This is a genomic window from Rhodococcoides kyotonense, from assembly GCF_900188125.1.
Taxonomy (GTDB): domain Bacteria; phylum Actinomycetota; class Actinomycetes; order Mycobacteriales; family Mycobacteriaceae; genus Rhodococcoides; species Rhodococcoides kyotonense.
Genome location: NZ_FZOW01000012.1, coordinates 75899 through 94271 on the forward strand (window position 1 = coordinate 75899; position 18373 = coordinate 94271).

Sequence of the window (18373 nt, forward strand, 5' to 3'; positions counted from 1 at the left end):
ACCAACTTTGCGCGCACAGGCGGCGAAGCCGCCCTTGACAGTGTGCTGTCATGTCGTAGTATGACAGCACACTGTCAATCAGGAGGTAGCTGTGAAGACGATCGTTCTGTACGCAACCGACACCATGGCCGACTGGGAATACAGCTATTTCGTCGCAGGGCTCGCGATGGCACGGGGGCAGGGTGACGACCGCTATCGACTGCAGGTTCTGTCCGATGGCGCCGAAGAAGTCACCACTCTCGGTGGCATTCGTGTCAGCCCCGACGGGGATCTCGCCGATCTCGACGTCAGTTCCGTTGCAGCGCTGATTCTTCCGGGCGGTGACACGTGGAACGAAGGTCACGAGAAGGTGCTCGGTCTTGCTGCAGCGCTGCTGGAGGTCGGTACGCCGGTCGGCGCGATCTGCGGCGCGACTCTCGGTGTGGCGCGCGTCGGACTGCTGAACGCCAGGCCGCACACCAGTAACGCACTCGAATTCCTGGGTCAGGCAACCGAATACGCCGGAGCTGAGCACTACCTGGATGAGAAGACGGTCTCGGACGGCACCCTCGTCACCGCACCGGGAACTGCGCCGCTGGAGTTCTCGAAAGCCTTGTTCGAGCTCCTCGAACTCCTTCCTCAGCCGATCATCGACGCCTGGTACGGCTTGTACACCACCGGAGACAAGAAGTACTACGAACAACTGGCAGGCGCGCAGTGAGAACGTCCGCGGGTGACGCGCTGACCGAACTCGTCTTGCCGGCCTTCGAGCTCAACGGCGAATTCCTGGCTGCAGCAAAGGATATCGCCGAGCCCGCCGGTCTGACACCGGCATGGTGGCAGGTCCTCGGCGCGACGCTCGACGAGCCGCTCGCCGTCGCCGAGATCGCCCGACGCGTCGGCCTCGGTCTCGCCAGGCAAAGTGTGCAGCGCACCGCCGACATCCTCGTAGAGAAGGGTTGGGCGGAGTACGTCGACAATCCGAAACATCGGCGCGCCAAGTTCTTAAAGCCCACCACCGCTGGACGAGCGACTCTCGGAAAGCTGAAGAACGACCAGCACGCCTGGGCAGATGCCGTCGGCAAGGAGGTCGGTCTCGAAGAGCTCGAGCAAGTCCGCGAATCCATCGCCCGCATCGTCGCAGCCTCGAGGCGCTACCGAGGCGACAGCGCAGTGTAGTAGTCCTTCTGCACGGGGTAGTAGTCGTCGAAACTCGGGAGCGGGGTTCCGTCGCGCGAGGCGAGAAGGTTGTCGAGGTAGTACTCCCACCCCGGACCGATTTCGCCGATGCCCTCGGTGCTCGGCAGGTGATGGATCAGCGTCAGAGTGGTGGAGTCGGTGAGCCTGACCTCCAACTGCCACCCTCCCACCGACGCCACGGCCAGCCGGTCGGGCGACTCGCACAGCTCGACGTTCATCTCCATCCACGGAGCGCCCTCTTCGAAGCGCATCTGAACACGAATGCTGTTCTCGGACAGCCGCTCCCATGGACCGAACCATCCAGCGGTGCGATCGGACTCGGTAAGGGTTGCCCACACGTCCTCACGTGGCGCGTCGATCGCCCTGGTGATCTCGAGGTCGACGCCGGTGTCGGTACTGCGAAGAATTCCCACGGGTGTCATGGGGGCATTATGCAACGCCGAGCCACCGGAGCGTCGCAGTTGTGGCTGCCGCCGCGATGACGACTGCGACGAACGGCGCCTTTCGCCACGCCAACACGGCTGCGACGAGAACCCCGATGGGCAGCGCGAACCCCGCGAACTGTTTGTCGACGACCAATGCGGACGTCGCGACCAGTGCAACGAAGATGACGGCGACCGACATCGAGCTGATCTCCTCGACGCGCGCGGGCACGGTGATTCGGCTGCGCACCATCGGTCCGACAATCCGGAACGCCAGAGTGCCGACAGCCAACGCGATCATGGGGATCAGGACGCTCATCTGCCGACTTTCGCGAGAAGTGGTACCGCCGCCAGAGCCAGTAGCACCGGAACTCCGGGTGGTAGAAATGCTGCCGCAGCGACGGCAATCGCAGCACCGACGACGGCAGCACTGCGCGTTGCTTTCTCGCGAAGTGCGGGCATGACGAGTGCGACGATCACCGCCGGGAACGCTGCGTCCAGTCCGAGCGCGGCGGTGTCGGTGATCGACGTACCGAGAAGCGCACCGCCGAGAACGCCGATGTTCCAGCTGACGAAGAGTCCGATTCCACAGAGCCAGAACGATGTTCGACGCGAATGCGGGTCCTTCTCGGCCGTGGTGAAGGCGACTGTCTCGTCGGTGATGAGGTGAGAGCCGACGAGCATTCGCAGCCGGGAGGAGCCGTCGAACATGTCGCCGATCGAGAAGCCCAGTGGCACGAGCCTGACGTTGACGAGGAGGGCGCTGGCGACCGCTGCGATCGGATTACCGCCTGCCGCAAGCACACCCACGAGAACGAACTGCGCGGCGCCTGCGAAGACGACCACCGACATGACGACGGGGACCCATAGCGGCAATCCCGTCGACACCGCGATGGCTCCGAACGAGGCTCCGACGAGCCCGTCCGCGAGGCAGACGAGTGCGATGTCCCGCGAAGCGGGTGTTCGCCAGATCGTACGCATGACCACAATAGTGAACGCCAAGCCACAGTTCGTCAAGGCGAACGATCGGGCGATAGAATGAACGACCATGACGCAAGGTGCACCGATAGCGGCCATCGCAGCAGCCCTGCAGCGTGAACGCAAGCGACTGGGTCTATCGCTGGCAGAGGTTGCGCGTCGGGCGAATATTGCCAAGTCGACGCTGTCGCAGCTCGAATCCGGAACCGGAAACCCCAGCGTGGAGACCCTGTGGGCGCTGAGCGTGACGCTCGAGGTTCCGTTCGCTCAGCTCGTGGAACCGGTGAAGCCGCGGGTGCAGCTGATCCGAGCGGGCGAGGGGCCGTCGTTCACATCGGACGAAGCGGACTATGTCGCGACGCTCCTCGCGTCGTCCCCGGCGAACGTGCGCCGAGACATCTATCTGGTGAATGCGGAGATCGGACGTGCCCGAAACTCGGATCCGCATGCGTCGGGGACCGTCGAACATGTTGTTCTGTCGTCGGGGCGTGCGCTCGTCGGGCCGACCGATGATGCGGTCGAACTTCGCCGGGGTGACTACATCGGTTACCCGGGCGACGTCCCTCATGTCTTCGAAGCGTTGGAGCCGAAGACCTCCGCGGTGTTGGTTTCCGAATATCCCTTGTGAGTGAAAATGTATAGCGGGCTATACATTTTCACTCACGTGCGGCGAAGCCGCCAACCGCCCACGCAACACGAACAGCAGCACGACGGCCATAGCCATGAACCCGCCGACGACCCAGAGACCCGTCTTGGAACTGCCGGTCGTGTCCAGTAGCCACCCCGTCAAGTAGGGCGCGACGAGACCGGCCGACGCGCCGATGGTGTTCACCAGCGCGATACCGGCGGCGGCGCCCGCGCCCGTCAGGAATGTCGTCGGGAGGTACCAGAAGACGGGAAGTGCCGAGAAGATGCCGACGGCGGTGAGCGTGATGACGACCATCGTCATGAACGGCGAATCCATGTACATCGCAACGGGAACGCTCACGGTGGCCAGTGTCGTCGGGATGATGACGTGCCACATGCGTTCCTTCAGGCGGTCCGATCGACGTGCCCACAGAATCATCGCTACCGAGGAGATCACGAACGGAACCGCGACGATCAGGCCGTTCTGTGCGATGGAGAACGTCGTGTCGAACTGCTTCGCGAAGCCCGCGACGATCGTCGGGAGGAAGAAGCTGATCGCGAACAGGCCGTAGCCGATACCGAAGTACGTGACACCGAGTAGCCACACCGTGGGATTGCGCAGTGAGCTCCGTGCCGAAACATGGCCCTTGTCAGCGGTTTCCGAGTGCTCGCGTTCCATGCGGCGGTCGAGCCACGTGCGTTCCTCGGACGTCAGCCACTTCGCCTGGCGCGGACGGTCGGTGAGATAGAACCATGCAGCGATACCGAGAAGAACGGTCGGGACGCCCTCGACGAGGAACATCACTCGCCATCCTTCGAGACCGAACAGGCCGTGCCAGTACTGGATGATCGCCGACGAGATCGGTGCGCCGAGAGCGCTGGACAGCGGCAGGGCCACCATGAAGATGCCGACCAGTCGCACGCGAACGGCGCGGGGGAACCAGAACGTCAGGTACAGCATGATGCCGGGAAAGAAGCCGGCTTCGGCGATGCCGAGTGCCACACGTGCGATGTTCAGCCAGGTCGCGTTGGGGACGAATGCCATGAGCGCAGCAATCAAGCCCCACGACACCAGGATTCGAGCGATCCATCGACGCGCGCCGAACTTGTGGAGTGCGAGATTGCTGGGAACCTCGAGCAGGATGTAGCCGACGAAGAACAGCCCACTGGCGAGACCGTAGGCGGTCTCGGTCAGCCCGAGGTCCTCGCTCATGGTCAGCTTCGCGAACGCGATGTTGGTGCGGTCGATGTAGTTCAGGAAGTACGCGAGGCCGAGGAACGGGATCAGGCGCAAGGCGACCTTGCGCATCACCCGGCTTGCCATCTGATCGTCCGACGCCTGTCCGGCGTGGGAGTGGGTTTGTGACGTCATCGCGCTCCAGTCTCGAGGTCGGAACCCGTCGATTCTGTGGCGGGCTCACATACCTTGCATCCATAGTGACCTGAGTCACGACAGTTCGTTGACGAAGGCTCGACCGACAGTTTCCTCTTTTTGTCGAAACGGCTGTGAGTACGCTCAGCCCATGTCGAGGGACAGTGTGCAAGCCATCGTCGACCGGTTCGGTGACGAGCTCGGTCGCAGCGTCGTGGTCAACGATCCACAGGTCAGAATGTTGTTCGCCAGCAGGCATTTCGGCGACGAGGACCCGGTGCGCATCAGGGCGATGCTGAACCGCGACGCCGGGAGCGAGGCCATCGGACATCTCCTCGCCAGCGGTATCAATCAATGGTCGACGCCGGGGCGTATCGCCGGCTCGGAGGCACTCGGACTCCACTCACGAGCGGGTGTGCCCATTCGGTGGAGGGGTGAGGTTCTCGGGCAGATCCTCGTGATCGATGCTGACGGTGGCGTGACCGAGACGGAGCTCGCGCGGATCGGTGAGGTAGCCGCGGAGATCGCACCGCTCATGGTCGCCGATCGGACGTCGGAGGATTCCACGCAGTCGGAGGCCCTCGTCACGGCCGCGCTCGGCATCGACGAGGGCACTCGGGAGTCCGCGCTGGCGGAACTCGTGGTGCAACCGGGCCCCGTTCGGGTGGTCACGCTGGTTCTCCATCACGGCACCGACCCGGATCTGACGTCGATCGCCCTGCGGCATGCGCTCGTCGCCGCGCGTTCGCGCAGTCGGGGTGACGCGCTGATCGCCGTCGACGGAGCGTCGGGCCATCTCGTGTATCTCGCGACGGCTGCACGCGACGTCGCCGCCGTCGTCACGGAGGCCCGTGTGATGGCGCGGGATGCCGCAGACGTCGCCGGTCGTGGTGCGTCCATCACGGCAGGTGTCGGCGCCGAGGCATCAGGATTCCCCGACGCCTGGCATTCGGCTCGCCAAGCCGGACTTGCCGCGTCGATCGCATGGCGCGTCGGGCAGGATTCCGTGGTGGCGTGGGAGCACGCAGGCGTACTCGGTGTGCTGGCGCGTGTCCCCAAGTCCGCGTGGGACATCACCGCCGTGCCCGACGAGTTGCGCCGACTCGCCGAGGCAGATCGATCGGGCCGATTGCTCGAGACGCTGCGTGCATTCCTCGACCACGCCGGTTCCGGTCCCGCCGCGGCCGAGGCTTTGTTCATTCACAGGACCACGCTGTACTACCGGCTCGACCGGATCCGCGACGCCATAGGCGTCGATCTCGACGACGGGACCGTGCGGCTGAATCTGCACCTCGGATTACGCGTCGCCGATCTCATGCGTGCCGAAGGGATCGAGCCGTTTCCCAAGATCAGCTCGCGGTGAGCACTTTCGAGCGCAGTTCCTGCGGAACACCGTGTGGATAGAGGACGACCTTGCACGCGTCGCCGGTCAACAGGTCGATCGCACTCTCGACGTCTTCCAGTTCCATGCGGTGAGACACCAGGCGTGAGAGATCGACGTGACCCGATGCCACCAGTGCCGAGAGCTCGGTCCACGAGTTCCAGATCCGACGACCGAAGCTGCCCTTCAGCGTGAGCCCACGGCTGATCAGGTGCCGGGTTGCACTCAGTTCGACCGGCCTCGAGGTGAGGCCTACGCTGACGACGGTCCCTTCCCGCCTCGCCGCGTCCAGTCCTGCTTCGAGTGCAGGGAGGGCGCCCGAGCATTCGAGCACGAGGTCGACGCCTTCCGCCGGTCCCGTCAGGTCACGCACGCGCTCGATGAGCCCGCCACCTGCAGGAACCACGGTTGCGCCGAGTTCGGCCGCCATCGCGGCTCTGTGTGGATTCGGTTCGACGACAAGTACATTCGCGCCTCGTGCCCGCGCGATCTGCAGAGCCGCGAGGCCGATCGGTCCCGCACCGCTGACCAGCACGTGCGCGCCGTCGAGGTTCAGCTCACTGCGCTGTATCGCATGCATCGCACTTCCCGACGGTTCGAGCAAGGCCGCCGCTTCGAGGGACAGCTCGTCGGGCAGTCGAAAGCAGGTCGACGCGGGCACGACGAGACGTTCGGCGAAGGCGCCGTCGATCGTCAGTCCGAGCAGGTCCATCCGCAGGCAGTTGTGCGCGTTGCCGCGTCGGCATTGGTAGCAGTCGAGGCACGCGACATGGGTTTCGACGGCGACGCGGTCACCCTGGCGTAGCGACGGCACGTCGCTACCCACCTCGATGACAATGCCCGCACACTCGTGACCGGTCACGACGGGTAGCCGCAGCCCGAGATCCCGCACGGCGGGCCCGTACTCGAAGGTCTCGCGGTCGGTGCCGCAGACGGACACTGCGCCGACGTCGATCCGCACCTGATCCGGGTCGAGAGGCCGATCGGGCAGGTCGTTCACCAGGTCGAATCCTGGTTTCGGCTCGGTCTTGAGCACAGCTCGCACGGTCAGGCCTCTCGCTCTGCGGTCGGGTGGTGCGCCCAGTCTGTGCGTGACGCCGATCACGCTGCATCGGGCCGAGAGTGAGGAAACGAGGCGGGCTTTCCTCTTTCTGTCGCATATGAGTGGAGCCTGCGGAACGACCACAGGCGTTTGCGACAAAAAGAGGAATCGAGAGCGTGTGTCCTCGTCGGCGGGTGGTTCCTCGAAGGGTGCCCGGTCCAGAACCATGGCTCAGCGTGGGGAAGTGACCTGCCTCACGTACGACGAGGAGAGGAAGCCACGTGACCGCACCGCACATCATCGGCTGGGCGCACACCAAGTTCGGAAAGAGCGAGAGTCCCGACGTCGAAGCACTGATCGCGGAAGTATCGGCCGCGGCCCTCGCCGACGCGGGCGTCGACGCGAACGACGTCGACCTCGTCACCGTCGGCGTGTTCAACAACGGCTTCTCGAAGCAGGGCTTCGAAGGCGCACTCGTCGGCGCCGGACAACCGGGTCTCGCGTTGGTCCCGTCGATCCACGTCGAAAACGCATGTTCGACGGGTAGTGCCGCCCTCTTCACCGCCCTCGACACCCTGCAGGCAGGCCGCGGCCGCATCGCCCTCGTCGTCGGCGCCGAGAAGATGACCGCCACACCGAACGACGAGATCAACGACATCCTGCTCGCCGGCTGCCACCGTGCGTCCGAGTCGCACATGGGCAGCTTTGCGGGAGTCTTCGCCGATCTCGCCGACCAATACGCGGCCCGCTACGGCGATCCGCACGATTCGATGGCCCGCATCGCCGCCAAGAATCACCGCAACGGCGTCGACAATCCGTTCGCGCATATGCGTCGGGACTACGGGTTCGACTTCTGCGCATCGCCGTCGGAGAAGAACCCGACTGTGGTCGGACGGCTTCTGCGTACGGACTGCTCGCTGGTGTCCGACGGCGCAGCCGCGCTGGTGGTCGCGCTACCCGATGTCGCGTCCACAGCGCGACGTTCCGTCCGCATCGTCGGCCGTGCTCAGGCGAACGACCACCTGGCGATCGCACGTCGCGCGGACGCAATGGCGTTCGACGGTGCGGCTCGTGCGTTCCGTGCCGCTCTTGCAGACGCCGATGTGACACTCGACGACCTGGATCTCCTCGAGACTCACGACTGCTTCACCATCGCAGAGTTGTTGCAGTACGAGGCATTCGGACTGGCGGACCCGGGTAAGGGAGCGTCGGTGTTGGCAGAGGGACGCACCGAACGCGACGGCATCCTCCCCGTCAACCGTTCCGGCGGATTGAAGGCCAAGGGTCATCCCCTGGGCGCGACCGGGGTGTCCCAACACGTCATGGCCGCACTGCAATTGACCGGCGAGGCCGGAGACATGCAATTGCCGACGGCCGATCGTGCTGCCGTGTTCAACATGGGCGGCGCGGCTGTCGCCAATTACGCAACTGTTCTGGAGGCAACGCGATGACCACGACGCGCAGAGCGGTCAACCTGGCCGAGATTCTGGCCCAGACGGCGCGACGGCTCCCCGACGGCGCCGCCGTTGTGCATGGTGAATCACGCTGGACCTGGCGGCAATTGAACGAGAAGGTCGATTCTCTCGCGGCCGAACTGACGCGGCGCGGAGTTGCGAAAGGCGACGTCGTCCTGATCGACAGCCCCAATCATCCGGAGTTCATCACCTCGATGTTCGCCACCTGGCGCATCGGAGCTGTTCTCGCACCGGTCAATTCCCGTCTGCACGACGACGACGTCGTCGTGATCGCCGGAGTGTGTCGCCCTGTCGTCGTGATCGGGCACTCGTCGACGCGCTCGCATGTCGCGGCCATTCGGGGAGCGCATGAGCTCGCCGGTGGTGTGCTGTGGATCGAGGGCGACGGCGACGACGCGATATCGGCTGTGCCGTCGGGAATTCCGGCTGCGGTGTCGACATGGGAGGGTGACCCGGCGTGGTACTTCTTCACGTCCGGTACCAGCGGAACGCCCAAGGCTGCGATCCTCACTCATGATCAGCTCGGGTTCGTCATCAACAACCACCTCGCCGATCTGATGCCGACGACCGATGAAGGCCACGCGTCGCTCGTCGTCGCACCGTTGTCTCATGGGGCGGGCATGCATATGCTGCCGCAGGTCGCGCGCGGTGCGACGACGGTACTCCCGTCGTCGAACAGTCTGGATCCCGCCGAAGTATGGTCGCTCGTCGAATCCGAGCGCGTGACCAACATGTTCACCGTTCCGACGATTCTCAAGGTGCTCGTGGACCACGAGTCGGTTGCTGCACACGATCATTCGTCGCTGCAGTACGTCATCTACGCCGGCGCGCCGATGTACACGGCGGATCAGGAGCGGGCGCGTCGCATCCTCGGTGAAGTACTGGTGCAGTACTACGGTCTCGCAGAGGTGACGGGCAACATCACGGTACTTCCGAGTCGTGAACACGGACGTCCTGTGCCCGAGGGGTTTTCGGCCGGAACGTGCGGCTTCCCGCGCACCGGCATGATCGTCAGCGCCCAGGACGACTCGGGTGCCGAAGTACCTGCCGGCGAGATCGGCGAGCTGTGCGTCGCCGGGCCCGCCGTGTTCGCCGGATATCTGAACAATCCGAAGGCTGATGCAGATGCATTCCGGGACGGCTGGTTTCGCACCGGCGATCTCGGTGTCGTCGATGCAGACGGTTATGTCTACGTCACCGGCCGGTCGTCGGACATGTACATCTCGGGCGGCTCCAACATTCACCCACGCGACATCGAGGAGAAGATCCTCACTCACGGGGCGATCGACGAAGTCGCGGTACTCGGCGTGCCCGACCCGAAGTGGGGCGAGGTAGGCGTCGCCATTTGTGTTCTCGCCAAGGGGAACTCGGTGACCGCCGAGGAGTTGACCACGTGGCTCGGCGAGAAGATGGCACGCTACAAACTTCCCCGCCACATCCTGTTCTGGGATGCATTGCCCAAATCCGGTTACGGCAAGATCGTCAAACGCACTATTCGCGACGAGCTCGCCGCTCGTGAATGGGGGCCCTACGCACCGGTATTGGAAGGTGCATCATGACGTCGACGTTTCTCGCTCCGCTGGTGCACCCGGGACCGCAGGCGTCGGGACGTCTCGAATCGGTGCCCTGCAGATCTGTCGTCGAACGTGTGTCGTTGGAACCGGGGCTTCGGTTGATCGATGCCATCGACAGCCAATTAGACCGTCTCGGAATGGATTCCGCGCAGATCGAGTTGCTGGGTGGGCCGCTTGCGCGGGTCTCCTACTGCATCCCCGATCTGTGTCACGACGGATCGCGTGCGGCGTGGTACAGCGACACGTACGAGGCCGTGGCTCCCGTGACGATCATCGGCGGGAGCGCAACCGTCGGGCGTCGTGACGGTGAACGGTTCATGCACTGTCACGCAGCATGGTTCGACGCGTACGGGCAGATGCGGGGTGGTCATCTGTGGCTGGACACGGTCGTCGGCGCAACTCCCGTCGAGGTCGTCGTGCACGCATTCGATTCGGTCGCGCTGACCAGCGGTGAAGACGAGGAGACATTGATGCCGGTGTTCACTCCCACTGCCGTGCACTCGGGGTCGGGATCGCGGACTGCGGTGATGACCCGGGTTCGTCCGGGGATGGAGATTCACGACGCGGTGCGCGAGGTGATGGGGAACGCCGGAATGCGTCGGGCATCGGTGCGGGGCAGTCTCGGAAGCCTGGTCGGCGCAACGCTTCTCCGTGACGGAGGGTTCGTGTCCGTCGACGGCCCGGCGACGGAAGTGGCCATAGCGGGTCACATCGATGCGGGCGCCGTTCATCTGTCGGCGCTGGTGATGGACCGGCACGGTGAGGTGTTCGTCGGTGAACTCGCCGAGCGCGGAAATCTCGTCGCGGTGACGTTCGAACTTCTCGTCGAGGAGATCGCGTCGTGACGGGGCGTCTGGCTGGGAAGGTCGCTCTCGTGTTCGGCGCTGGATCGAGTGGCACGGGTGTCGGCAACGGGCGTGCCGCTGCGATCTCGTTCGCTCGGGAAGGTGCACTGGTCGCTGCGATCGACCGCAGCTGCGAAGAAGCCGAACTGACGGCGAAGCAGATCCGTGACGAAGGCGGCGAGGCAGTAGCTTTCGCTGCCGACATCACCGAGGAACGCGAGGTCGAGACGGCCATTGCGTCGGCCACGGATCTTGTGGGTTCGCCATCCGTGCTGCACAACAACGTGGGTGTCACCACCGTCGGTGACATCACCGACCTCGAACGGTCGACGTGGGACGCCGCGCTCGCGATCAATCTCACCGGCGTCTTCTTGACGTGCAAACACACGCTTCCCTTGATGCTCGAGGCCGGTGGTGGTTCGATCGTGAACGTGTCTTCCACCGCAAGCATCCGCTACACCGGATTCAATTACCCCAGTTACTCGGCGACGAAGGCGGCGGTCAATCAACTGACCGTCGCACTGGCTCTCGAGTACGCCGACCGCGGAATACGCGTCAACGCAGTCCTTCCCGGGCTGATCGACACACCCCTTGTCGCAGGTCAGCTCGGTGGTTCGGATCCGGAGACGATTGCAGCTCGGCACGCCGCCAGCCCGACGGGGCGGATGGGCTCGCCGTGGGATGTGGCTGCAGCAGCAGTGTTTCTGGCGTCCGACGAGGCCGCCTACATCAACGGGGTCTGCCTCCCTGTCGACGGCGGGCTGGCGGTGCGAGCGCTGTGACCGATGTACTGACGTTTCTCGACGCCCTCCCGCAGGAGATCGTCATCACCGATCCCGACATCGTCGCGTCGTACTCGCGTGATCAGTCCAGGTTCACCGACAGTGCCGTTCCGGCGGCGGTGTTGGCTCCGCGAACCACAGCGGAGGTGTCCGCGTGTATGGCAGCGGCGCAGCGAGATTCGGTTGTCGTGATACCGCGCGGTGCCGGGAGCGGTCTGAGTGGCGCGGCCAACGCGTCAGCAGGGTCCGTCGTATTGAGCCTGCATCGCATGACCGCGATCCGCGAGATCGATCCGGTGAATCGGCTGGCCGTCGTCGAGCCGGGTGTTGTGACTGCCGATCTGCGTGCTCGCGCCGCGGCCGAGGGACTGTTCTACCCACCGGACCCCGGAAGCGTGGCGTTCAGTACGGTCGGCGGCAACGTGGCCACCAACGCAGGTGGTATGTGCTGTGTGAAGTACGGTGTCACAGGTGATTTCGTGCTCGGACTCGAGGTCGTTCTTGCGGACGGCAGAATCATGCGGACCGGTCGTCGCACGGTCAAGGGCGTCGCGGGCTACGATCTGACGCACTTGCTCGTCGGCTCCGAGGGCACGCTCGGTGTCATCACCGAGATCACCGTCAGGCTCTTGCCTGCGCCTCGGGAGGCGCACACCCTCGTCGCGTCGTTCCCCACGTTGGAGAGCGCGGGCCTCGCGGTATCGGAGATCGCTGCATCCGGATCGACACCCTCGATGCTCGAGATCCTCGACCGCACCACGGTCCAGGCCGTCGACCGCATGACCAAGATGGGGATCGGTGAGGACACGGCTGCGCTGGTCCTCGTCCAGAGTGACGACGTCGATGCCGCATCCGTGCTGGCCGGGATCGAGGCGGTGTGCAGCGGCGTCGGAGCTGTGGAGGTCGTCGTGAGCTCGGATCCGACCGAGGCCGCACTGCTTCTCGAGGCACGACGGTCGGCCCTTCGCGCGCTCGAGGCGCTGGGGGACTGGCTCCTCGACGACGTCGCCGTGCCGCGATCTCGCATCACCGATCTGATCGCGTTCGTCGAAAGTACGGCTGCCGAGCTGGGACTCATCATCGGCGTCTTCGGGCACGCAGGTGACGGCAACCTGCACCCGACGATCATCTACGACGAATCCGACGAGTCGAGCAAGGCAGCGGCTGTGGCGGCATTCGACGCCATCACCCGGCGGGCGCTGGAACTCGGCGGAACCATCACCGGTGAACACGGCGTCGGGCGGCTGAAGTCGAGCTGGCTCGCGGTGGAGCACGACGAGACGTCGATGTCCGTTCAACGGGCGGTCAAGGCCGCTCTGGATCCGGCGGGAATTCTGAATCCGGGGGTGGGCGGCTTCGCCGCACGTGCATAGAAATACATAGCGGGCTATGTATTTTCGTGCACATGGCATATTGGTAACCATGCAGCGGCGCACGGGCGAGAGTTGGTCCGCGCGACCAGTCTCAGGGGTAACCCCTGGGTACGAGAGAAGAACCGGTCACTGCGTCCGACGCCGCTCTGCACGCTCCGCGTGCTTGACGGCGCCGAGTACGAAAGATTCAGGTCGCCCGTCGCCGCTGCACCTCGGACGTGAACTGTGAACCCGCGGCAGTACAGCTCGATGATGGCTTCCGTGCTCGCGCAGCTCGCCGCTGAGGTCCCGTGGACCCGCGACCGCCTCGACGAAGCGTTCACACCGGTGCTGGGGGAGAAGGCGTCGCGACTCGCCGACCGGCTGATCGATCTCTACCCGTCGCCACCGTTCGACGAGCAATCCCTGTTCGTGCTCATCGCGGAACTGCCACGACTTCCTGAGCGGAGTTCCGACGAGCCCGAACGTCGACGGTCCGGCCCGAAACCGTGGCGCTTCGACGTCCCGCGCTATTTCTCGACGGGTGATCTCGCGGAATCATTGAACCTGACGATCGGGGAAATCGAATGGTTCGCCGACGCGCAACAACGGCTCCTGTTGTCAGCCCAACCGCTCAAGCACTACCGCGTCACGCCTGTTCCGAAGCGGTCCGGGGCGCGTCTGCTCGAGATCCCGAAACCCCGCTTGCGCGAGATCCAACGAAAGATCCTGCGGCGCATACTCGATCAGGTGCCGCCGCATGGCGCAGCGCACGGATTCGTCGCCGGTCGCAGTCCGCGGACTTTCGGAATTCCGCATGCCGGCCGCGCGATCGTGATCTCGGCCGACCTGAAGAATTTCTTCCCGTCGATCGGAATCGACAGGGTGGTAGCGATTTTCCGACACCCTGGGCTATCCGCGGTCGGTGTCCTGGAATCTCGCATACCTGTGCACGACGAGCACGCCGGCGGCGCAACTGGGTGGGCTGCCGTACGAGACGACGTCGCTCCTGCGTACCAGGCACCTGCCGCAAGGTGCGCCGACGTCACCCGCGCTGGCGAACCTGGCGGCGCGAAGGCTGGACATCAGGCTCACGGGTCTCGCACGTTCGATGGACATGCGCTACACCAGATACGCCGACGATCTGGCGTTCTCCGGCGCCTGCGACGTCGACAAGGTGCTGTGGGTGGTCTGGCAGATCGTGCGTGACGAGGGATTCTCGCTGAACCCGACCAAAACCCGTGTCCGACGCGCACACAAGCGCCAGCAGCTGACGGGTCTCGTCGTCAACGACTGGCCCGCCGTGCCTCGCAAGGAGTACGACGAATTGCGTGCCATCCTGCACAACTGTGCCAGGACCGGGCCGGAGGAGCAGAACTGCAACGGACACAACGACTTTCGCGCTCACCTGTACGGGCGCATCGCACGCGTCGGCGAGACGAGCGAAGCACGGCGCCGGAAACTACTCGACTTGGCGGAACGGGTGTTCGGTGGCTCCGCCCACGTGCACGAAAATACATAACCTGCTATGTAGTTTCGTGCACATGCGACGTCAGTCGCCGACCCGGCGCGGGGTATCCGGCGATACCGGGAGGCAGGCGAACACCAGGCAGCCGGGAGGGGCGTCGGACACAGGGGGTGAGACGGGGCCGGGTGGGTGTGGAGCGTCGGGACCGAGCCCCAGTGTGCCGAGAAGGATGTTGGGGTCGTAGAAGCTGTCGACGTTGATGTTCGTGTTGAAGCTCGGCTCGTAGGGCTGTGCCGGCAGATCTTCTCCAGGAAGTGCTTCCGCCAATGCGTTGAAGAAGTTGGTGTACAACTCGCTGTTGGTACTGGCGCTGAGCACTGTCGACAAGTCCGGCGACACGTCGCCGAGCACGCCGTTCCACGTCACCTGGATCCCTAGGCTCGGGATGATGAAGTTGTTCTGCTGCAGGAACCCGACCATGGCGTAGGCGTCGTCGGGCATTCCGGCCAGCAGAGGTGCGTCGAGAGTTTGCTGCGACGGGAAGCTCGGGCCGATGCACGGAGTTCTGTTGAGCCAGAACAAGAATCCGTAACAGGTGTTGGCTTCGGACGGAGTGCGCAGTTGGCTGATGTAGGCGTCGGAGACTATCCGACGCCCGTTCCACTGCCCGTTCGAAGACATGAGCATCCCAACCGCGCGAAGTCGTTCGGCGGCAGATACAACAACGCGAATCCGAACGTGTGACCCGTTCGGTCGCGAGCCCAGTAGTAGTCGTTCGCTGCAATCCCGATGGGGTCGAACAACTCTCGCTGCGCGAACACCTGAAGATCCTCGCCGACGGCATTCTGAATCACGTAGGCGAGCAGATCGGGTCCGAGTTGCGAGTACTGGAATTCGCCGGGCCGTGTGAACGGCAGTTGAAGCGCCTGGCCGGGTGCGTCGACGGCGAGGCCCAGGCCGCTGGTCAGTCCCTCCGCAACGATGCCCTGATCCAGTCCCGAACTTTGAGTGAGCAGACTGCGCACCGTGATCGCGCGATGTGCGTCGTCTCCTTCGCCTGCGGGCAGGTAGCGACCGATCGGGGCGTCGACGTCGAGACGTCCCTGCGTCACCGCCACACCAGCGAGCATCGAGACGACGCTCTTGGTCGAACTCCACAGATGCCACGGGGTGTTGCCCGTGACGTCGTTGAACGGCCCGGAGCCGACGAGGCAGTTGTTGCGGAAGATCTGGACGTTCGTACGAAGCCGCGACGACGCGAAATCGACCGCACGCTGTGTGGCAGCGGTGTCCATCGCGACTTCGCTGGGGGTCGCGCGTTCGAAACCGGCCGCGGCGGCCGTCGGCGCTGCACAGGATCGAACAGTGGGTTCCGCCCTGGCGGGCGCGGCCGATAACGTCAAGACCAGCCCTGCAGCCAGCATCCATCCGATCCCGCGGCGAACTCTCACGTCCCACCCCTATGGCTCAGCTCACATTGTGGCCATCAAGGTCTAGCACAGGGTGTCGCCTCTTGACCCCCATACCGAGTGAGGCGGACACTCGTCGTCACCGAGAGAAGGAGCGCGCGTCGTGATCATCGTCGAAACGAAATCGCTGCCGTCGCAACGCGTGGCTCTGATCAGTGATTTCGTCCCTGGAATGGGAAACGAGAACATAGGCCCCGTGATCGGACCGATGTACGCCACTCTCGCGCAGCGACTGGAGGCGGCGGGAATTGGATTCGGATCGGCCGTCGCTGTGTACGAGGCTCGGGGTGACGCTGGTGTTCAGGTGGACGCGGCGTTCCAGGTCGAGTCGGACGTCACGGCGGGAGAAGGCTTCGACGTCGTCGAGCTCCCCGCAGTGGACCTGACGGCGACGACGGTTCATCGCGGCTCGATGGCGACGATCGGCGAGACCTGGGAGGCGCTGATGGCGTGGGTCGTCGAGCATGGGTACGAGCCGGCGGGAGTGTGTCGGGAGTTCTATCTGGTCTCCGAGACGGAGTCTCAGGACGAGTGGGTCACCGAGCTGCAGCAACCCATCATGAGGGAAGCCGCGTAGCTCAGGAGGCCCGTCTCAGTTCGATGTGCTCGGCGCACTGGCATCCACCGGTGATCTCCTCGCACTCCAGGACGAGAACGTGGCGGACGTATTCGAGGTCGACGCAGTCGGGGTCGGTGCATTCCGCGTCGCCGACGGCATGGATGACGAGCGTTCCCTCACAGATGTCTGCGATGTCGTGCATGGAGACTCCTTTCGTGTCTCCTCTTTCCTATCACCGGGCACCGACAAGTCCGGGAGAACAGATGCGTGTTCGGGTGTGCGCCGAGCTCGAGGTTGTGCACCGTATCCGGCTGAATTCCGCGCACAACCTCGATGTCGCCGGGTCAGCGTGTGCCGGCGTCGAGCAGAACCGTCGCGGCTTCCTTTGCGGCGAGGGCGCTTTCGGGTGATTCCGAGATGGCTGCGGTGGTTTGCGCACCCTCTGCCAAGAGCGCGATCTGCAGCCCGAGCTTCTCGGGGCAGCCCGCCTCGACGGCCAATTCGGTGACGTATGAAACGAATTCGCGCTTGTGCCGGTGAGCCGCGTCGGCCACTGCAGGCATCGTGGCGCCCAGTTCGCCGAACGAGTTGATGAAGGCGCATCCTCGGAAATTGTCTTCGCGAAACCACGTGTCGAGGAAGTCGAAGATCGACAACAGTTTCTCGCGGGGGTCGCTGTACGCGGCGGCCTGAGCGAGGATGCGCTCGTTCCACACCTCGGTGCGACCCTCGAGGACGCGGGCGACGATGTCCGATTTGGATGCGAACAGCGAGTACATACGTTTGAGCGAAATTCCCGCCGCAGCACGTAGCTCGTCCATGCCGACGGCTTGAACACCGCGTGCATAGAACAGTTCGTCGGCCGCCGCCAGCACTGCCGCTCGCGAGGCGTCCGTCTCCATCATCATCAACTCCTTGCGCAGAGAACCAACGTTCTCTAGTGTAGTTCACGGCGGGAGAACGTACGTTCTCCCGAAGGGGACTTGTCCCACGAGGAAGGGTTTCAGCATGGCTTTCATCAACGTAGGAACCGAGAACAGCACCCCGGTCGACGTCTACTACGAGGACCACGGCAGCGGTCAGCCCGTCGTCCTGATCCACGGCTACCCGCTCGACGGCAACTCCTGGGAGCGTCAGTCGCGTGAGTTCCTGGCGGCCGGATACCGCGTCATCACGTACGACCGTCGCGGATTCGGCCAGTCCAGCAAGCCCACCACCGGCTACGACTACGACACGTTCGCATCGGATCTGAACGCCGTACTCACCACGCTCGATCTGAGTGACGTCATCCTCGTCGGATTCTCGATGGGCACCGGTGAGCTCGCGCGGTACGCAGCCAAGTACGGCACCGATCGCGTCGCCAAGTTCGCATTCCTCGCGTCGCTCGAGCCGTTCCTGCTGCAGACCGACGACAACCCGGCCGGTGTACCGCAGTCGGTGTTCGACGGCATCGAGACTGCTGCGCGCGAGGATCGTTTCGCGTGGTTCGACAACTTCTACAAGGACTTCTACAACCTCGACGAGAACCTGGGCAGCCGCATCAGTGAGGCGACCGTGCGCGCGAACACGAGTACCGCAGCCTCCAGCGCACCCGTCGCTGCTTACGCAGTGGTCCCGACGTGGATCGAGGACTTTCGGGCCGACGTGCAGAAGGTCCGCGAATCCGGGAAGCCGACGCTCATTCTGCACGGCACCAAGGACAACATCCTGCCGATCGACTCCACTGGTCGCGAGTTCACCAAGGCGTTCCCCGAGGCCAAGTACGTGGAGGTCGAAGGCGCCCCGCACGGCCTGCTGTGGACGCACTTCCAGGAGGTCAACGAGGCGCTTCTCGCCTTCGTGAAGTAA

At 64.4% G+C, this 18373-nt stretch carries 21 protein-coding genes; 12 read left to right on the plus strand and 9 right to left on the minus strand.

The window, feature by feature from the left end; translation table 11 throughout:
* Positions 1 to 91 precede the first annotated feature (91 nt).
* Both CHB96_RS19620 and CHB96_RS19625 read left to right on the plus strand, forming a co-directional pair.
* On the plus strand, positions 92 to 700 hold the full coding sequence (locus CHB96_RS19620; RefSeq protein WP_089249350.1) for a DJ-1/PfpI family protein: 609 nt from the start codon (positions 92 to 94) through the stop codon (positions 698 to 700).
* Positions 697 to 1158 (plus strand): MarR family winged helix-turn-helix transcriptional regulator, encoded by a 462-nt coding sequence (locus tag CHB96_RS19625; RefSeq protein WP_089249352.1) that lies wholly within the window; start codon positions 697 to 699, stop codon positions 1156 to 1158. The genes CHB96_RS19620 and CHB96_RS19625 overlap by 4 nt, the downstream gene beginning before the upstream one ends.
* On the opposite strand, the gene CHB96_RS19630 is transcribed toward CHB96_RS19625, so the two are convergent.
* The 3 genes from CHB96_RS19630 to CHB96_RS19640 are packed head-to-tail and all read right to left on the minus strand — an operon-like array spanning position 1134 to position 2582.
* Positions 1134 to 1601, minus strand: a complete 468-nt coding sequence (locus tag CHB96_RS19630; RefSeq protein WP_089249354.1) for an SRPBCC family protein — start codon at positions 1599 to 1601, stop codon at positions 1134 to 1136. The genes CHB96_RS19625 and CHB96_RS19630 overlap by 25 nt on opposite strands.
* A gap of 7 nt (positions 1602 to 1608) precedes the next feature.
* On the minus strand, positions 1609 to 1920 hold the full coding sequence (locus CHB96_RS19635) for an AzlD domain-containing protein (protein ID WP_089249356.1): 312 nt from the start codon (positions 1918 to 1920) through the stop codon (positions 1609 to 1611).
* Positions 1917 to 2582, minus strand: coding sequence for an AzlC family ABC transporter permease (locus CHB96_RS19640; RefSeq protein ID WP_089249574.1), 666 nt, complete (start codon positions 2580 to 2582; stop codon positions 1917 to 1919). Before CHB96_RS19640 ends, CHB96_RS19635 begins: the two co-directional genes overlap by 4 nt.
* A 67-nt stretch (positions 2583 to 2649) precedes the next feature.
* Between CHB96_RS19640 and CHB96_RS19645 the strand changes: the two genes are divergently transcribed.
* Positions 2650 to 3207 (plus strand): helix-turn-helix domain-containing protein, encoded by a 558-nt coding sequence (locus CHB96_RS19645; protein ID WP_089249358.1) that lies wholly within the window; start codon positions 2650 to 2652, stop codon positions 3205 to 3207.
* An 18-nt stretch (positions 3208 to 3225) separates the two neighbouring features.
* On the opposite strand, the gene CHB96_RS19650 is transcribed toward CHB96_RS19645, so the two are convergent.
* Positions 3226 to 4578, minus strand: coding sequence for an MFS transporter (locus CHB96_RS19650; RefSeq protein WP_089249360.1), 1353 nt, complete (start codon positions 4576 to 4578; stop codon positions 3226 to 3228).
* A gap of 151 nt (positions 4579 to 4729) precedes the next feature.
* Between CHB96_RS19650 and CHB96_RS19655 the strand changes: the two genes are divergently transcribed.
* Entirely contained in the window at positions 4730 to 5941 is a 1212-nt protein-coding gene (locus tag CHB96_RS19655; RefSeq protein ID WP_089249362.1) for a PucR family transcriptional regulator, read from the plus strand.
* Here CHB96_RS19655 and CHB96_RS19660 read toward each other — a convergent pair.
* The gene (locus tag CHB96_RS19660; RefSeq protein ID WP_245865915.1) at positions 5928 to 6995 is read right to left on the minus strand and encodes a zinc-dependent alcohol dehydrogenase; all 1068 of its coding nucleotides are present in this window, start codon (positions 6993 to 6995) and stop codon (positions 5928 to 5930) included. The genes CHB96_RS19655 and CHB96_RS19660 overlap by 14 nt on opposite strands.
* Before the next feature lie 287 nt (positions 6996 to 7282).
* Between CHB96_RS19660 and CHB96_RS19665 the strand changes: the two genes are divergently transcribed.
* From CHB96_RS19665 to CHB96_RS30170, 6 genes are all read left to right on the plus strand, one after another.
* Positions 7283 to 8452: a thiolase domain-containing protein gene (locus CHB96_RS19665; RefSeq protein ID WP_089249364.1), complete on the plus strand. Its 1170-nt coding sequence runs from the start codon at positions 7283 to 7285 to the stop codon at positions 8450 to 8452.
* Positions 8449 to 10035: an AMP-binding protein gene (locus tag CHB96_RS19670; RefSeq protein WP_089249366.1), complete on the plus strand. Its 1587-nt coding sequence runs from the start codon at positions 8449 to 8451 to the stop codon at positions 10033 to 10035. Before CHB96_RS19665 ends, CHB96_RS19670 begins: the two co-directional genes overlap by 4 nt.
* On the plus strand, positions 10032 to 10895 hold the full coding sequence (locus CHB96_RS19675) for a PCC domain-containing protein (protein ID WP_245865917.1): 864 nt from the start codon (positions 10032 to 10034) through the stop codon (positions 10893 to 10895). The genes CHB96_RS19670 and CHB96_RS19675 overlap by 4 nt, the downstream gene beginning before the upstream one ends.
* The gene (locus tag CHB96_RS19680) at positions 10892 to 11677 is read left to right on the plus strand and encodes an SDR family NAD(P)-dependent oxidoreductase (RefSeq protein ID WP_089249368.1); all 786 of its coding nucleotides are present in this window, start codon (positions 10892 to 10894) and stop codon (positions 11675 to 11677) included. Before CHB96_RS19675 ends, CHB96_RS19680 begins: the two co-directional genes overlap by 4 nt.
* Entirely contained in the window at positions 11674 to 13050 is a 1377-nt protein-coding gene (locus CHB96_RS19685) for an FAD-binding oxidoreductase (RefSeq protein ID WP_089249370.1), read from the plus strand. Before CHB96_RS19680 ends, CHB96_RS19685 begins: the two co-directional genes overlap by 4 nt.
* Positions 13051 to 13954: 904 nt before the next feature.
* The gene (locus CHB96_RS30170; RefSeq protein WP_245865919.1) at positions 13955 to 14551 is read left to right on the plus strand and encodes a reverse transcriptase family protein; all 597 of its coding nucleotides are present in this window, start codon (positions 13955 to 13957) and stop codon (positions 14549 to 14551) included.
* 30 nt (positions 14552 to 14581) lie between these two features.
* Here the strand turns inward: CHB96_RS30170 and CHB96_RS30175 are convergent, their stop codons facing one another.
* Both CHB96_RS30175 and CHB96_RS30180 read right to left on the minus strand, forming a co-directional pair.
* Positions 14582 to 15178, minus strand: coding sequence for a hypothetical protein (locus tag CHB96_RS30175; RefSeq protein WP_245865920.1), 597 nt, complete (start codon positions 15176 to 15178; stop codon positions 14582 to 14584).
* Positions 15142 to 15948, minus strand: a complete 807-nt coding sequence (locus CHB96_RS30180) for a serine hydrolase domain-containing protein (RefSeq protein ID WP_245865922.1) — start codon at positions 15946 to 15948, stop codon at positions 15142 to 15144. Before CHB96_RS30180 ends, CHB96_RS30175 begins: the two co-directional genes overlap by 37 nt.
* A 121-nt stretch (positions 15949 to 16069) precedes the next feature.
* Here CHB96_RS30180 and CHB96_RS19700 point away from each other — a divergent pair, with 121 nt between their 5' ends.
* Entirely contained in the window at positions 16070 to 16543 is a 474-nt protein-coding gene (locus CHB96_RS19700) for a GyrI-like domain-containing protein (RefSeq protein WP_089249372.1), read from the plus strand.
* Position 16544: 1 nt separating this feature from the next.
* Here the strand turns inward: CHB96_RS19700 and CHB96_RS19705 are convergent, their stop codons facing one another.
* Entirely contained in the window at positions 16545 to 16727 is a 183-nt protein-coding gene (locus CHB96_RS19705; RefSeq protein WP_089249374.1) for a hypothetical protein, read from the minus strand.
* A 142-nt stretch (positions 16728 to 16869) separates the two neighbouring features.
* The gene (locus CHB96_RS19710) at positions 16870 to 17430 is read right to left on the minus strand and encodes a TetR/AcrR family transcriptional regulator (protein ID WP_176444387.1); all 561 of its coding nucleotides are present in this window, start codon (positions 17428 to 17430) and stop codon (positions 16870 to 16872) included.
* A 103-nt stretch (positions 17431 to 17533) separates the two neighbouring features.
* On the opposite strand from CHB96_RS19710, the gene CHB96_RS19715 reads away from it, so the two are divergent.
* The gene (locus tag CHB96_RS19715; RefSeq protein WP_089249378.1) at positions 17534 to 18373 is read left to right on the plus strand and encodes an alpha/beta fold hydrolase; all 840 of its coding nucleotides are present in this window, start codon (positions 17534 to 17536) and stop codon (positions 18371 to 18373) included.

Bases quoted from the DNA above. Each gene is read 5' to 3' on its own strand.
- CHB96_RS19710 (WP_176444387.1), bottom strand. From the start codon at position 17,430: ATGATGGAGACGGACGCCTCGCGAGCGGCAGTGCTGGCGGCGGCCGAC.
- CHB96_RS19635 (WP_089249356.1), bottom strand. From the start codon at position 1,920: ATGAGCGTCCTGATCCCCATGATCGCGTTGGCTGTCGGCACTCTGGCG.
- CHB96_RS19650 (WP_089249360.1), bottom strand. From the start codon at position 4,578: ATGACGTCACAAACCCACTCCCACGCCGGACAGGCGTCGGACGATCAG.
- CHB96_RS19705 (WP_089249374.1), bottom strand. From the start codon at position 16,727: ATGCACGACATCGCAGACATCTGTGAGGGAACGCTCGTCATCCATGCC.
- CHB96_RS19670 (WP_089249366.1), top strand. From the start codon at position 8,449: ATGACCACGACGCGCAGAGCGGTCAACCTGGCCGAGATTCTGGCCCAG.
- CHB96_RS19675 (WP_245865917.1), top strand. From the start codon at position 10,032: ATGACGTCGACGTTTCTCGCTCCGCTGGTGCACCCGGGACCGCAGGCG.
- CHB96_RS19645 (WP_089249358.1), top strand. From the start codon at position 2,650: ATGACGCAAGGTGCACCGATAGCGGCCATCGCAGCAGCCCTGCAGCGT.
- CHB96_RS19655 (WP_089249362.1), top strand. From the start codon at position 4,730: ATGTCGAGGGACAGTGTGCAAGCCATCGTCGACCGGTTCGGTGACGAG.
- CHB96_RS19640 (WP_089249574.1), bottom strand. From the start codon at position 2,582: ATGCGTACGATCTGGCGAACACCCGCTTCGCGGGACATCGCACTCGTC.
- CHB96_RS19630 (WP_089249354.1), bottom strand. From the start codon at position 1,601: ATGACACCCGTGGGAATTCTTCGCAGTACCGACACCGGCGTCGACCTC.
- CHB96_RS19715 (WP_089249378.1), top strand. From the start codon at position 17,534: ATGGCTTTCATCAACGTAGGAACCGAGAACAGCACCCCGGTCGACGTC.
- CHB96_RS30175 (WP_245865920.1), bottom strand. From the start codon at position 15,178: ATGTCTTCGAACGGGCAGTGGAACGGGCGTCGGATAGTCTCCGACGCC.